The sequence below is a fragment of the Mesorhizobium sp. M0870 genome (genome assembly GCF_040319775.1).
Classification (GTDB): Bacteria; Pseudomonadota; Alphaproteobacteria; order Rhizobiales; family Rhizobiaceae; genus Mesorhizobium.
The window spans coordinates 97137-111265 of record NZ_JAMYOI010000024.1; the positions used below are offsets into that span (position 1 = coordinate 97137).

A 14129-nucleotide genomic window follows, 5' to 3' on the forward strand; every position below is an offset into this window, starting at 1 on the left:
CTTCTCCTTGTTTCAGCCGAGTACGGCTCGCACGTCTTCGAGGGTTCTGGCCGACCTCAAATCATCCAAGGCTTGCGGGTTCTGGATGGTGGCCATGACGGCCTGCAGCGCCTCAATCTGCTTGTCCTTGTCGTTGATGGCAAGCAGGAAGACGAAGCCGACCGGCAGCATCTCGTCGGGATCCTCCATGTTGGCGAAGGTGACTGGTTGCTTCAATGTGCCCATCGCGATGCCAGGCTTCAGCACATGCTCCGGATCGGTGTGCGGCACCGCGACATTGTCGGAGCGTTCCAGCGGCAGTCCGGTCGGGATGGTCAATTCGCGGCGCACGACCGCGTCGGCATAGCTGCTTTTGACATAGCCAAGTCTCTCCAGCCGGCCCGCCAGGATGCGGATGATCTCCTCATTGGTCGAGGCATCGGATCCGAGCACGATCGCGTCGGGGTCCAGAAGCTGCATGAGGCCGTCGGACATTCTTTGCTCCGTCGATGAAATCGTGCGCCCCGGAAAGGGCGCACGATCGGTTTAAAGGGTTGACGCTATCAGGTCAGGCCGTCTCTTCGGCCGGCTCGTCCTCGGCGCCCGCGGCCCGCTCCCAGCCGAGCGGATTGCGGCGGTAGAGGACAAACAATGCCGCGATGACCACCGCGATCACGATGATGCCGACAAGCCCCATCCCCTGGATCGCCTCGATGACCACGTAAGGCACCCACAGGAAGCCGTCGACCACCGAGGTGATCTGCAGCGCGTCCGCCGGCAACTTGAAGCCCGATGCGACAGCAGCGCTTGTGAACAGCGGCGCCAGCGCGTTGGCGACGTAGAAGCCGATGGCCAGCGTCACCGTGCCGATCACCACCATGCGGAACACGTTGCCTTTGACCAGCGGCGCGGTCATCGCGACGATGAAGGGGATGACCGCGAGGTCGGCGAACAGGATGACGCGGTTGCCCGGCAGTATGATGGACAGGATGATCGCGATCGGCACAAGGATCAGCGACGACGAGATCGCGGCCGGATGGCCGATCAGGATCGCCGAATCAAGACCAACGAGAAGCTCTCGGTCACCGGTGCGCTTGCGCACGAACGCCTGTGCGGCGTCGGAAACGGGGATCAGCCCCTCCATCAGGATCTTGACCATCCGCGGCAGCAGCAGCATCACCGCGGCCAGCGTCATGCCGGTGCCCAGAACCTTTGCCAGCACCACACTGAGATCACCCGCATTGTAGAAGGCGATCGCACCAAGCACGAGGCCGATGATCAGGCCCATCACGACAGGTTCGCCGAACACGCCGAACCTGCGCTCGATCGTGTCCGTGTTGATGTTGATGCGGTTGATCCCGGGAATGCGGTCCATGATCCAGTTGAGCACAATGGCGATCGGCAGAATCTGTGCCGAGGCGAGATGCGGCACCGAAATGCCGGGTACGCCGTAGAACTGCTGTACCGCGCGCGCGGACCAGTCGGCGAACAGCAGCGAGAGTGCTGCGACAAGTGCTGCGACCGCGATGCCATAGGCCAGATTGTCGGTTGCGGCGACCACCAGCGAGCCGACAAAGGCAAAGTGCCAGAAATTCCAGACGTCGACATTGAGCGTGCGCGTCATGCGTGTCAGCAACAGCACGATATTGACCAGGATGCCGACCGGAATGACCCAGAGGCCGACCGACGAGCCGAAGGCGATCGCGGCCGCGGAGGGCCAGCCGACATCGATGATGTCGCGATGAATGCCGGTGTTGGTGACGATGGCCTTGGCGACATCGCCAATCGACGTGAACATCAGGCCAAGCACCAGATTGATGCCGATGAAGGCGACGCCGATGGTGACGGCGGCGCGAAAAGCCTTGCTGACCTTGGCGCCCAGAGCCACGGCGATGATGAAAATGACAATTGGCAGCAGGATCGTCGGGCCAAGCGTATCGATGGCCCCTTTGAGGCCCGCGAGAACAGTATCCATTTTTCCTCCCCTGGAGCCGCGAGCCTTCGCTCGACGCCTCGCAATGATGCTCCATCCAGCCTTTGACGCCGTGGCGCAAAGACACTCCCCAATTTGCGCCAGAGGCGAATGCTTCCCGACTGTCGCGTCGGTGAACATTTGCCTTTGTTGACAAACGAATGTTTTATTGGGGTTGTTCGCTGCGATGTCAATTGGTTGCGCTTCGGCCAATCGAGCCCCGAAGGACGTCCCTTCCGAGACGATTTCGTGGAAATTGCCGGTCGCGACCGGGTTTCGTTGGCAAATAGAACCCGTTCCCTGCTATCCGATCCCAAATCACGAAGCTGTGGACATTCCTGCATGATCAACGTCGCCCTGACCGGCCTTGCCCGTGATCTCGCCAGGCGTGCCGCCGAAGGCCGCCCGGTGCGCATTGGTGTCATCGGCTCGGGCGAAATGGGCACCGATCTGGTCACGCAAGGCATGCTGATGCCAGGCATTTCGATCTGCGCCGTCTCGACGCGCCGCCCGCACACCGCGCGCGATGCCATCCGCATCGCCTATGGCGATGAAGCCATGGCGGTCGAAGCCGACACCGCGTCGAAAGTCACCGGCGCCATCGAGAGCGGCAAGATCGCCATCACCTCGAACGAGATGCTGGTCACCAATCCGCTGATCGACGTCGTCATCGACGCCACCGGCAAGCCGGGTGTCGCCGCCGACTTCGACCTCATGGCGATGGAGCACGGCAAGCATCTTGTGATGATGAACGTCGAGGCCGACGTCACCATCGGTTGCTATCTGAAGCAGCAGGCCGACCGGCTTGGCGTCGTCTATTCGGTGGGTGCGGGCGACGAGCCGTCGAGCTGCATGGAACTGATCGAGTTTGCGTCGGCACTCGGGCTGACCATCGTCTCGGCCGGCAAGGGCAAGAACAACCCGCTCAACCACGATGCCGTGCCGGACGACTATCGCGCCGAAGCGATCCGCCGCAACATGAACCCGCGCATGCTGGTCGAGTTCGTCGACGGCTCCAAGACCATGGTCGAGATGTGCGCCATCGCCAACGCCACCGGGCTGGTGCCCGATGTGCCCGGCATGCACGGCCCCAAGGCCGACCGCGACGACCTCGCCAAGGTGCTCATTCCGCGCGAGGATGGCGGTCTGCTGTTGAAGAAAGGCGTCGTCGACTACACGGTCGGCAAAGGCGTCGCGCCTGGCGTCTTCGTCATCGTCGAGGCGACGCATCCGCGCATCATCGAGCGCATGGACGATCTGCATATCGGCCACGGCCCCTATTACAGCCTGTTCCGGCCCTATCATCTGACGTCGCTGGAGGTGCCGCTGACCGCCGCCCGCATCGTGCTTTTCGGCAAGCCCGACATGGTGCCGTTGCCGAGGCCGGTGGCCGAAGTGTGCGCCGTCGCCAAGCGCGACCTTGCCGCCGCCGAGACCTTCGATGCGATCGGCGAGACCTGCTACCGTTCCTGGACCATGACCGTCGGCGAAGCCCGTGCCCAGCGCGCCGTGCCGGTCGGTCTGCTCGAGGGCGGCAGGGTGCTGAAACCGGTCAGGAAAGGCGAGTTGCTGACCGCCGACAATGCATCGCCCGACCAGACGACGAGGCTGTTCGCCTTGCGCCGGCTGCAGGACGAGATGCTGTACGGGGCAAGCTGAGGATTATTTCCCCAGCTCGACAGACCGCAACCGCGCCGCCTCCACCGCCTGCGTCAGCAGATTTGTCAGCCGGTCCTCGCCCATCAGCACCTCCAGCGCCGCGGCCGTCGTCCCTTTGGGGCTGGTCACCTGCTGGCGCAGCACGCCCGGCTCTTCGCTGCTTTCTGCGGCAAGCGAGGCAGCGCCGTAGACGGTCTGCATGGCGAGCAGCTTGGCGGTTTTGGCTGGCAGCCCGGCCTTCTCGGCGGCCACGGTCAGCGCCTCGATGAAATGGAAGATATAGGCCGGCCCCGATCCGGACACGGCGGTCACCGCATCCATCAAGCCCTCGTCGTCGATGGTGGCCACTTCGCCGCTCGCCGACAAAAGGTCGGCGACGAAACGCTTGGTATCGTCGGACACCAGTCTGTTGGAGAACACCACCATCATCCCCTTGCCGATCGCCGCGGGCGTGTTGGGCATGCAGCGCACGACCGGCGCGCGGTTGCCGAGGATTTCCTCGAAGGTGGCGGCAGGCGTGCCGGCGGCGATGCTGACGAAGGTGGTGCGGCCGTCGCCGAAGCGCTTGTAGGCGGCAATCACGTTGCGGATCACTTGCGGCTTCACCGCGATGACGACGAGATCGGGCACGGCATCGGCCGGTATGCCATCGGCATCGGCTGATGTCGCGCAGCCCAGCGCTGCCGCGCGATTGCGCAGATCGGCATTGGGCTCGACCACGAAGACCGCCGACGGCGCAAGCTTGCCGGATTTCAGCCAGCCCGAGAGCATGGCGTAGCCCATATTGCCGCAGCCGGCGAGAACAAGTCTGATCGTCATCGAAAGCCCTCCGAAGGAAGCCATCACATAGACGCTGGCGCTTCCCTGGGGAAGCCCTGTCAGGATCGCGAGCCACGATCGGGATCGCGTACCGCGATTGGCCGCAGCGACACTTGCCTGAGGCCAAGCACGCCGAGCACGAAGAACAGCCAGACCGGGTCGCCGCGATGGAAGAAGAAGCTTTCGAGGAAGGCGTTCAGCGCCGTGAACAGCACCACCATCATGAAGAAGTCGCCGAGAAAGATGTTTTCCCTGCGCAACGGAATGCGCATGTAGTCGCGCAGCGGCGCGATGAGGAAAGTGTAGACCGCCACGCACAGTGCCGGAATGCCCATCAGCACGGCGATGTCGAGATAGCCGTCATGGCCGTGCACGATGGTCCTGATGTCCCACGGCCGGTCGAAGGGCTGGTCCTGGTTGAGCAAGAGCGGCGTGCCCCAGAAGCTTTCATAGCCGTAGCCGGTCCATGGCTTCCTCGCCAGCATGCTGCCGGCGAACTCCCACAGCGTCGTGCGGCCGGTATAGGTCATGCCGGGGAAATAGATCGCCGCCAGATGTTTTACAGGCGGCAGGAAGACGATGCCCAGCGTGCCGACCGCTGTCGCGACGATCGCCAGCGCAAACAGGATCGGCGTGCCGAGCCGCATGCCTATCAGGCTCGGGAACATCACGATCAGGATCGAGAACGGCACCAGGCCGGCAGTCGTCTTGGAGCCGGTGTGCAGCATGAAGATCATCGCTGCGAGGAAGATCCCGGCGCCCCAGTAGCGCTGTCCGCGCCGGTAGAGATAGAGGCCTGCGAAGCTGAGGCAGGCCATGATCGGCCCGGCGATGTTCTTGTGGGTAAACACGCCGCGCCACAGGCCGGCATGCTCGGGCTCCTGCGAGTCGGCGGTGTGCATCGCCTCGTGCGGAAAGACGATGAGGCCGAGATAGGAAAGGCCCATGACCACGACGGCGGTGAAGATGATCACCTTCGAGAAGGCTTCGGCGTCGCGCGGCAGCACCAGGATCGTCGCCATCGTCAGGATGCCGATCAGGGTGAAGGAGGCGGCGCGCATCGCCGAAGGCGGATCGGTCGACAGGACCACCGACAGGAAAAAGAAGCCCAGCATCAGCACCCAGGATGGGCTGAGCAGCGAGCGCACGACGCGCGGATCGGCAAAGGCCATCAGCGAGAAGATCGACATGGCGCCGAGCGAGCCGAAGCCAAGCTGGTTGACGATGTCGCCGCCTTGACCGGTAAGTTCTGCGCCGCCCGGCTGGAACGGCCGGAAGGACACCATGATGACGGTGAACAGCAGCGCGGCAATGGCGGTGGCCACGCCTTCGCGCGTGAACGCGGCGCTGAGCGGCGCGTGCTCAGTTTTTCTCAGGCTGGCGGTATTGCTCATTGGCATATCCGAATTCGGCCAGCACGCGGCCCAGCGCCACATGGACGGGGTAGATGGCGATATCAGGCGATCCGGTCCGCGCCAGCCGGATCAGGCCGCGAAAGGGCGAAGCGGCAAGCAGTGCCAGGCTCTTCAGCAACACTTTGGCGCCGGCCATTGGCGTGCCGGCACGCTTCTTCTTTTCGACCAGTGTCGAGATCACGCCGTTGCGCAGGCTGCGGGCACGGATCCAGTCGGCTTCGATACGCCGCGCCGGAACGGTTTCCAGCACCTTGGCCTCGGCGCACCAACCCAGAACAAAGCCCTTTTGCGCCGACCGGCTGAGAAAGTCGGAATCGCCGCCGCCCATGAAGTTGAATCTGAGATCGAGAAAGGGCGGACCCATGGCGATCAGCACGTTGCGCCCGACCAGAAGATTGCCGGACGAATAGAGCGCCGGCACGCGTCCGGTTTCCCGATAAGGCGGCGCGAACACCGGATGCTCGGCCCATCGCGCATGGGCAGGGTCGGCAAACATGGGCACCTGCGGGCCGCCGACAATATCGGCGCCAAGCGTTTCGGCAGCCTGGCACATCCGTTCCAGCCATTGCGGATCGGCGATCTCGTCATCGTCGATGACCAGCAGATGCCTGAAGTTCGGGAATTGCAGGATGGCCGTCTGCCAGCCGGCATTGTAGGCGCTGCAATTGCCGCGCTCATGCGCGATGATCACCAGGCCCGACATTTCGCCCCGCTCGAACAGCGGCAGCGCTGCCTTGGCGCCGGCCCGCGCCTCGGCTTCGTTTTCCATGACGATCACGGCAAAGCGCCTGCCGGTTCGCTGCGCGCGCAGCGACGCCAGCGTTTCCAGCACCTGCTCGGGGCGCTTGAAGGTCGGCAAGGTGACGACGGCTTCGACGGCCTCGACGTCGAGCCGCGGCGTGCGTCCAGCGATCGATACCGAACCGTCCGATGGCAAAGGGATCATCCGCGTCCAGCCACATGGTGAGTTGGGCTCTGGTAGCACCACGGTTGATAAGGTTTCGTTAATCACCTTCCACGGAGAAGCCCGCCAGACAGGGACTTTCGGCCGTCGAATGTGCTGGCTTAATCAAGGGTTCACCGCACTTTGCTACCGGCTACACCACAGGATAGGTGAGATGCATCTGCTGTTCGCCACATCGATCGTGCCTGACGGCGCTCTCGCCTCGGGCTACGAGATCGCCAACGCTGCGATCATCGCTGCCTTGCGGCGCGCTGGCGCGCGCGTAACCGTCATCGGCTTCACCTGGCCGGGAAAACCCGCGGCCGACCCCGAAAACACCGTGGTTCTGGGTGCCATCGACGTGCGCACGGACAATGCCTCCGCGCGGCAAAAGCTGGCCTGGGTCGGCAAGGCGCTGCTTTCGGGCCTCACCTTCGCCTCGGCCAAGCTGCGCGCCGTGTCCGACAGCGATGTTCTCGCTGCCATTGAGCGCGCTGGACCGGTTGATGGCTATGTCCTGAATTCCGTGCAGTTCGCCGGTGCCTTCGAAAAACTGTTCACCGACCGGCCTTCGATCTTCGTTGCCCACAATGTCGAGCATCTTTCGGCGCGGGAGAATGCCGCTGCCGCTGGCAGCCTCTTCCAGCGCCTGCTGTTTCGCCGCGAGGCGAGGCTGCTCAAGATCGTCGAAGAGCGTCTCTGCCGCCGGGCGCGCTTCGTCTTCACCCTGGCCGAAGAAGACCGCGCCGCCCTCGGTGTCGCCTCGCACGACCGCTCGGCGGTGCTGCCACTGGTGACCGGTGCCCACGCGCCAACCCTGAAAGGCCCGCGCCGCATCGACTGCGACGCCGCCCTGATCGGCACCTGGACCTGGCAGCCGAACCGCATCGGCCTCGACTGGTTCCTGGGCAAAGTCGTGCCGCATCTGCGGCCCGACTTTCGCATCCGCATCGCCGGCCACATGCCTTCGGGCGTCACGTCGAAGCATCCGGGTGTTGAATTTGTCGGCCGCGTGCCCGACGCGCAGGCGTTCGTGCGCGGTGCTGCCGTCATTCCGCTGATCAGCACCGCAGGCAGCGGCGTCCAGTTGAAGACAATCGAAACCTTCGAGCTCGGCCTGCCTTCCGTCGCCACCAGCCGTTCGCTGCGCGGCATCGACCACCGTCCGTCCAATTGCGTCGTCACCGACGATCCCGCCGCCTTCGCCAGGGCACTCGAGGCCGCGGCGGCCGACATCCGCGACGTTGACGGCAGCGCGTTCCGGGGCTCGCAGGTCAAGGCGCTCGACGCCGCCATCCGGCTCGGCCTCGAAAAACTCGCTCCCGTCAGGCAGGAGGCGTTTGCGTGAACATGCATTCCGCCCGCGCCGCGTCCGGGCTCGACAAGCTGAAGACGATCCTTGGCATCCCGGTGGTTGCGGTCCGCTGGAACGATGCCATCGCCCTGCTGAACCGGTTGATTGCCGAGCGGCGCTTCACCAAGGTCAGTTTCCTCAACGCCCACAACGCCAACATCGCCTATACCGACCCGGTGTTCGCCGAGGCACTCGATGATTTCCTCATCCTGCCCGACGGCATCGGTATCGATCTGGCGGCGAGACTCCTCTACGGGGCGCCATTTCCCGACAATCTGAACGGTACCGATTTCGTCCCGGCCTTCCTGCAGGCCTCAACGACGCCGCTCACCGTCGGCCTGCTCGGCGCGACGCGCGTCAATGCCGAAGCGGCGTCGGTCAAGCTGGCCGCATTGGCGGTGCAGCACAGCTTCGTGGTGATCCATGACGGCTATTTCCCTGCTTCGCAGGAGCAGGAAATCGTCGACCGGATCGCCGCGCTTCGGCCCGACGTGCTGCTCGTCGCCATGGGCGTGCCACGCCAGGAATTGTGGATCGAACGCCACATCGACGCGCGCCATTGCACGCTGCCGATCGCCGTCGGCGCGTTGCTTGATTTCCTGAGCGGCGCGGTGCCCCGCGCGCCCTTGTGGATGCGCCGGCTGCGGCTCGAATGGCTGTTCCGGTTGGCTGTCGAACCGAGCCGCCTGTGGCGCCGCTATGTGGTCGGCAACCCCCTGTTCCTGCTGCGCGTCGTCAGGCAGAAATTCTCGCGGACACCCGAAGCAGCGAGGGATATCAAGTGAACAGCAGGTTCGTGCCAGGTGCCGCTGTCGAGCCAAGCCCGCTGCGGCAGACACCGACGGCGGCAATCGTGACGGCAAGCTACGCGCCCGACTTCGAGCGCTGCCGCCTGCTGTGCGAGACACTTGATCGCCACGTTTCGGGCGCGGCGCACCATTACATCCTGGTCGAACATCGCGACGTCAGTCTGTTTCGCCAATTGGAAACCGGCCGCCGCACGGTCGTCGACGAGCGTGAATTGCTGCCGCGCTGGCTGCACGCCGTCGACGATCCGCTCAGCCTGTTTCGCCGGCGCGTCTGGCTCAGCCTGAAGACCCAGCCGCTGCGCGGCTGGCATGTGCAGCAATTGCGCCGCATCGCCATCTCGGGGCATGCATCTCAAGACGTGCTCATCTTCTGCGATTCAGACGTCGCTTTCCTCAAACCTTTCGACTGCGGCGCCTTCTGGCGCGACGGCAAGGTGCGCCTGTTTCGCCGCGACGGTGTCCTGGCGGACGAAGGTCATGAGGAGCATCGCATCTGGTCGCGCAATGCGGGATCGGCACTCGGCATCGACCCGTCCCGGACGTCGATCCATGATTATATCTCGACGCTGATCGCGTGGCGGCGCGACAGCGTGCTGGCCATGTGCGGCGAGATCGAGAAGGTCCATGGCCGCGACTGGGTCGAGGTCGTCGGCTGGGCGCGCAAATTCTCCGAATGCATGATCTACGGCCGCTATGTCGATGATCTGCTGGACGGAGCCGGCCACTTCCACGGTTCCGAAGAGTTCTGCCGTGTGCACTGGACCGGCGAAGCGCTTTCGGATGACGAGTTCCGCCGCTTCGTTGCCGCCATGGCGCCGGAGCAGGTGGCGATCGGCATGCAGTCCTTCATCGGCACCGACATCGGCCGCATCCGCCGTCTGATCGGGCTAGACCGCTCTTAGTGCTAAATCGCCTTCGCCGGCTTGCGCATCGCCGAATAGGTGAGCAGCGTCGAGGCGAGATACAGAAGCAGGAAGACGACATTGAGCGATAGCACCAGATTCGGCGTGTCGAGGATGGTCGTCAGCACATAGGTCAGCAACAGTGCCTTCAGCGCGGCGAGCAGGCCGAGATTGAGCGCCCGTACCAGCGTCTGGCCGCGCGCGAACAAAAGTTCGGCCTGGTATTCGACAAGATTGCGCAGTCCCGGCACGCAGATCGCCAGCACCACCAGCGGGGCAGCCTCGGCGACATTCTTGCCGAGTGCGTTGGGGAAGAAGTGCAGCACGATGCCAAGCGTCAGCAGCGCTGCCGTGGAGACCGCGAACACACCGCCTTCGATGCCGCTCTTGACCGCCAGCCGTGACAACAGTTCCGGTGCGCGCATCATGCGCTGCACCAGCATCATCGAGAAGGTGCGGATCGGAATGGCCGTCAGGTCTACCAGCCGCATGATGATGGCGTAGATGCCAGCCAGATGCGGGCCGCCGATCGCCAGCACCAGCAGCTTGTCGAACTCCATCTGCAGGTAGAACAGCACTTCGGCGCCGGCCACATAGATGGAATCGGCCAATCGCCGAAGATACAGAGCGACCCGCAGCCGCAGCCTCTGGCGCGGGTAGAAGAAGCCGAAGGCAATCAGCAGCGAGGCGGCATTGGCGCCGATATAGAACCAAGACCATATCCAGACGCTGTGTTGTGCTGAGAACATGAACAGCACCGCGCCGAGCGCCCGCAGCGCGGTCGCCAGGATGGCCAGCAGCGCGGCGCGGCCGAATTTGCCCAGGCCGTTGTTGACGATCAGTGCTACCTCGACCGGCCGCCACAACAGCGCTTCGGCAAAGACGATTGCCGCAAACACCGACAGCGGCACGGTGTCGGCGAAGAAAAGCAGATAGACGCCGAACGAGGCCGCGGCCAGCAGCGGCAGCGACAGCACGCCGAGCAGCAGGAAGCCGGCGGAGAAGGTGCCGATCAGATTGGGGCGGATGGTGGCGGTGCGGTAGAGCGCCGAGATGAACCCGAAAGCGAGGATGCGCGACAGCATGACACCGGCCGCCGATGCGGTGGCGAACATGCCGAATTCGGAAATGGACAGCGTGTTGGCCAACGCGATGAAATAGGCCAGCGAAAACACCAGTCGCCCGCCGGCGCCGCTGATCGCCGAGAAATAGTCGCGAAGCAGCCCCCGTCGTTCGGCCAAAAAGCTGCCGATCCGGGCGAGGGGCCGCCTTTGCGGTATGTCACTGGCCTGCGTCATGTCTCGAGGAGAGCCTAGGCCGGAAAACTTAACGTGCCGTTCTGGAGCTTGGGCTTGTGTCGAAAATAGATGCAACCGAAGCGAGAAACCGACGCTTCGGCGCGGGAAAATTAACCTTTTGTTTTCCATGCCTGTTTAGCGTGGCTTAACGAATGGCCAATCGCCGTTTGCAGGTCGCCAAAGGTAAAGTTCCAGACGATGGTCGACAGGGAAAACCGCGAAGACTGGAAGCGCGAGCGCTCATTGCTGGCGCTTGGCCAGGCTGTGCGCGGCGACGAACCCGACGCGTCCCTGGTCTCGATAGGCGATCGGGCAGACCCGTCATGGCGCGAGGATGCCGCCACCCGTCATCGCCTCGCCCGTTCGCAGCGCGAGGCGCGCAACCCGAAACTGTCGGATCCGGTCGCAACCGACGGGGATCAGGAGCGGGCTTCATCGCCGCACCGCGCGCAAACCACGCCACGGACACAAATCAGTGCCGCCGAAACCGCTGGCGCCCGTCGCGCCGATCATGCATCGGAACCTTACGCTGCGGGCGACGCGTCGGTATCCCGAAACGACGGCATGGACAGCCAGCAGTGGAAGCCGCTGATCGACCCGATGCAGGTCGTGCGCGGTGTCGGCAAGTCGAAGCTGCTGATCGTGACGACGACGATACTGGGCGCCGCGCTCGGCATCACCATCGCGCTGTCGACGCCGAAGAAATACGAAGCCACCACCGAACTGATCGTCGACCCACGCGACCTGAAGCTCACCGATCGCGACCTCACCCAGTCGGTCGTGGCTTCCGATGCAACGCTGGCCATCGTCGAGAACCAGGTCCGGGTGCTGACATCAGGCACCGTTCTCAACAAGGTCGTGGACAAGCTCAATCTGGTCAATGATCCGGAATTCAATGGGCAAGGCGGCGGCGGCCTCAGCGTCATGTCGCTCATCCGCTCCGTCCTGTCCCGCAATGACGGGCCGGGCGGTGTCGACGACGCCCGCCGCCGCGCGCTTGCTGTCGGCAATCTGGCCGAGAGCCTTTCGGTCGAGCGCGGCGGCAAGACCTTCGTCATCACCGTCAGTGCCACCACGCAGAATGGCGAGAAATCGGCCCTCATCGCCAACACGATGACGGATGTCTTTCTGCAGACTTTCGGCCAGATACAGTCGGACACCGCAGGCCGCGCCACCGACGAACTGACGGCCCGGCTTGACGAGTTGCGCAAGGGAGTCGAGGCCGCCGAGCGCAAGGTCGAAGATTTCAGGGCCACGCACGACCTTGTCGACGCGCAGGGCCATCTCATCAGCGATGACGAGATGCTGAAGCTCAACGAGCAACTGTCGATTGCCCGCGCCCGCACGCTGGAGCTGAATGCCCGGGCCGCTTCGGCGCGGTCGGTCGACGTCAATTCGGTCCTCACCGGCACCTTGCCGGAGGAGATCAACTCCAACACGATGAGCGATCTGCGTTCGCAATATGCGTCGCTCAAGCAGGAGGCTGACCGCGCCGCCATCCGGTTCGGCCCGCGTCATCCCGAACTCCAGGCGCTCAATGCCCAGATTGCCGGCGCACGCGACCGCATCGCCGCGGAGCTGCGCCGTATAGGCTCGTCGCTGCAGGTCGACCTCAAGCGCGCGGTCCAGCTCGAACAGGACCTTGCCTCTCGCCTGGCGCAGCTGAAGGTCCGCAGCGGCGACGTCAACAGCGACCTGGTGTCGATGCGCGAACTGGAGCGCGAGGCGACCGCCAAGCGTTCCGTCTACGAACAGTATCTGCTGCGCGCCAAGGAAACCGGCGAGCAGAAGGACATCAACACAGCCAACATCAACGTGATCTCGAAGGCCTTCGCGCCGCTCGAGGCAAACGGGCCGTCGCGGGTCGTGGTCGCGCTCGGCGGCCTGTTGCTGGGCTTTGCCTCCGGCATTGGCCTCGGAGCCATGCGTGGCGCCTATGAGAGCCTGCGTGACACCGCCAATTCGCGCTCGCGCCGCGACCATGGCACGGACGAACGCCGGACGCCTTACGAAGACAAGGCATATCGGGCAGCGCCGCCGGCGCCGCCACAAACACCAGCGCCGCAGCCATCGACACCCCCGCCTGCATCACCACCGCCGGCCGCGCCACCGCCTGTCCAGCAAGCCGAGGTCTCGCCGGCCGAAGGTCCCGGCCGGATCGGTGCCTTGCTGTCGAGACTGCATAAGTCCGTCTCCCGCAGGCCATCCCGGGAGGAGCCGTTCGATACCGTTGAATGGGCCTCTGCCGAAAACGCGAAACCAATGCAGGATCCGCAATACCGCGCTTATCCCCAGTCGGCGCCGGCCTTCGAGCCTCGGCAGGCGGCCGCGACAGCATCCCCGGCGCCGCCTTTCCAGCCCGGCGGCCATCCGCAGCAGGCGGCGCAGCCGCCACTGCCGCCTCCCATGGTGCAGCAGCGGCCATATTCCGGGCCGCAGCTCTATCCCTACGCGCAGCCATTGGGCTACGCGCAGCCGCCGGGCTATCCCTATTCGCAATCCATGCCGGCCGCCAATGCCGGGCAGCAGCCCGATCCGGCTCAGCCTGCTTCCGAGTCCTATCCACAGCCGCCCCTCCCGCAGCAGCAGACGCCTCAGCCTCATCAGCGATCGGCGGAGCCTTCGCGGGCCGTGGAGGATGCCGAGCAGCAAGCGCCAATCGAGGAAATCCGCGCCAGCCTGCGCGAATTCCGCGAAGCGGTTCGCGAACTGACCGAGAGCCGCGCGCGCCGCCGCTACTTCTGAGCCAGAAAATTCTTCCAGGTGCCGTACAAAAACATGCCGGTTTCGCGTAAACGGCATGGGACGGCGCTTTGGCGGGATTGCATGTTGGAATTTTCGTGAAAATGCCGCGCTGTGAAAGATCGAAAAGTGGGGGGGGGTGGGGGGGGGGGGGGGTGGGGGTGATGGGGGGGTGGGGTGTGGTTGGGGGGGGTGGTTTTTTTGGGTTGGGGGGGGGGGGGGGGGGGGGGGGGGGTG

Annotated in this window: 11 protein-coding genes; 5 read left to right on the forward strand and 6 right to left on the reverse strand. The window is 64.4% G+C overall.

The window, feature by feature from the left end:
- Positions 1 to 12: 12 nt before the first annotated feature.
- Positions 13 to 474 (reverse strand): PTS sugar transporter subunit IIA, encoded by a 462-nt coding sequence (locus tag NKH97_RS24960; protein WP_127267974.1) that lies wholly within the window; start codon positions 472 to 474, stop codon positions 13 to 15.
- Between the two features lie 73 nt (positions 475 to 547).
- A complete protein-coding gene (locus tag NKH97_RS24965) occupies positions 548 to 1954 on the reverse strand; it encodes a PTS galactitol transporter subunit IIC (RefSeq protein ID WP_128302666.1) in 1407 nt (468 codons plus the stop codon).
- 339 nt (positions 1955 to 2293) lie between these two features.
- On the opposite strand from NKH97_RS24965, the gene NKH97_RS24970 reads away from it, so the two are divergent.
- Positions 2294 to 3610 carry an NAD(P)H-dependent oxidoreductase gene (locus NKH97_RS24970; protein ID WP_352461267.1) on the forward strand — a complete coding sequence of 439 codons (1317 nt, stop codon included), beginning with the start codon at positions 2294 to 2296 and terminating at the stop codon, positions 3608 to 3610.
- Between the two features lie 3 nt (positions 3611 to 3613).
- Here the strand turns inward: NKH97_RS24970 and proC are convergent, their stop codons facing one another.
- The 3 genes from proC to NKH97_RS24985 are packed head-to-tail and all read right to left on the reverse strand — an operon-like array spanning position 3614 to position 6790.
- Positions 3614 to 4429: a pyrroline-5-carboxylate reductase gene (gene proC / locus NKH97_RS24975; protein ID WP_023809199.1), complete on the reverse strand. Its 816-nt coding sequence runs from the start codon at positions 4427 to 4429 to the stop codon at positions 3614 to 3616.
- 59 nt (positions 4430 to 4488) lie between these two features.
- The gene (locus tag NKH97_RS24980) at positions 4489 to 5823 is read right to left on the reverse strand and encodes an O-antigen ligase family protein (protein WP_023809198.1); all 1335 of its coding nucleotides are present in this window, start codon (positions 5821 to 5823) and stop codon (positions 4489 to 4491) included.
- Positions 5792 to 6790, reverse strand: a complete 999-nt coding sequence (locus NKH97_RS24985) for a glycosyltransferase family 2 protein (protein ID WP_352798993.1) — start codon at positions 6788 to 6790, stop codon at positions 5792 to 5794. Before NKH97_RS24985 ends, NKH97_RS24980 begins: the two co-directional genes overlap by 32 nt.
- Before the next feature lie 172 nt (positions 6791 to 6962).
- Between NKH97_RS24985 and NKH97_RS24990 the strand changes: the two genes are divergently transcribed.
- From NKH97_RS24990 to NKH97_RS25000, 3 genes are read left to right on the forward strand one after another with little or no spacing between them, the layout of a single operon-like run.
- Positions 6963 to 8135 carry a glycosyltransferase family 4 protein gene (locus NKH97_RS24990; RefSeq protein WP_352722960.1) on the forward strand — a complete coding sequence of 391 codons (1173 nt, stop codon included), beginning with the start codon at positions 6963 to 6965 and terminating at the stop codon, positions 8133 to 8135.
- Positions 8132 to 8926 carry a WecB/TagA/CpsF family glycosyltransferase gene (locus NKH97_RS24995; protein WP_023809196.1) on the forward strand — a complete coding sequence of 265 codons (795 nt, stop codon included), beginning with the start codon at positions 8132 to 8134 and terminating at the stop codon, positions 8924 to 8926. Before NKH97_RS24990 ends, NKH97_RS24995 begins: the two co-directional genes overlap by 4 nt.
- Entirely contained in the window at positions 8923 to 9852 is a 930-nt protein-coding gene (locus tag NKH97_RS25000; protein ID WP_023809195.1) for a DUF6492 family protein, read from the forward strand. The genes NKH97_RS24995 and NKH97_RS25000 overlap by 4 nt, the downstream gene beginning before the upstream one ends.
- A gap of 2 nt (positions 9853 to 9854) precedes the next feature.
- On the opposite strand, the gene NKH97_RS25005 is transcribed toward NKH97_RS25000, so the two are convergent.
- Positions 9855 to 11150, reverse strand: coding sequence for a lipopolysaccharide biosynthesis protein (locus tag NKH97_RS25005; protein WP_023809194.1), 1296 nt, complete (start codon positions 11148 to 11150; stop codon positions 9855 to 9857).
- A gap of 198 nt (positions 11151 to 11348) precedes the next feature.
- Here NKH97_RS25005 and NKH97_RS25010 point away from each other — a divergent pair, with 198 nt between their 5' ends.
- Positions 11349 to 13895: a GumC family protein gene (locus NKH97_RS25010; protein WP_352611477.1), complete on the forward strand. Its 2547-nt coding sequence runs from the start codon at positions 11349 to 11351 to the stop codon at positions 13893 to 13895.
- Positions 13896 to 14129: the final 234 nt, after the last annotated feature.

What these genes read in the sequence shown, in the direction of transcription:
- NKH97_RS24960 (WP_127267974.1), bottom strand. Translation starts at nt 474, where the DNA reads ATGTCCGACGGCCTCATGCAGCTTCTGGACCCCGACGCGATCGTGCTC.
- NKH97_RS24965 (WP_128302666.1), bottom strand. Translation starts at nt 1,954, where the DNA reads ATGGATACTGTTCTCGCGGGCCTCAAAGGGGCCATCGATACGCTTGGC.
- NKH97_RS24970 (WP_352461267.1), top strand. Translation starts at nt 2,294, where the DNA reads ATGATCAACGTCGCCCTGACCGGCCTTGCCCGTGATCTCGCCAGGCGT.
- proC (WP_023809199.1), bottom strand. Translation starts at nt 4,429, where the DNA reads ATGACGATCAGACTTGTTCTCGCCGGCTGCGGCAATATGGGCTACGCC.
- NKH97_RS24980 (WP_023809198.1), bottom strand. Translation starts at nt 5,823, where the DNA reads ATGAGCAATACCGCCAGCCTGAGAAAAACTGAGCACGCGCCGCTCAGC.
- NKH97_RS24985 (WP_352798993.1), bottom strand. Translation starts at nt 6,790, where the DNA reads ATGATCCCTTTGCCATCGGACGGTTCGGTATCGATCGCTGGACGCACG.
- NKH97_RS24990 (WP_352722960.1), top strand. Translation starts at nt 6,963, where the DNA reads ATGCATCTGCTGTTCGCCACATCGATCGTGCCTGACGGCGCTCTCGCC.
- NKH97_RS25005 (WP_023809194.1), bottom strand. Translation starts at nt 11,150, where the DNA reads ATGACGCAGGCCAGTGACATACCGCAAAGGCGGCCCCTCGCCCGGATC.
- NKH97_RS25010 (WP_352611477.1), top strand. Translation starts at nt 11,349, where the DNA reads ATGGTCGACAGGGAAAACCGCGAAGACTGGAAGCGCGAGCGCTCATTG.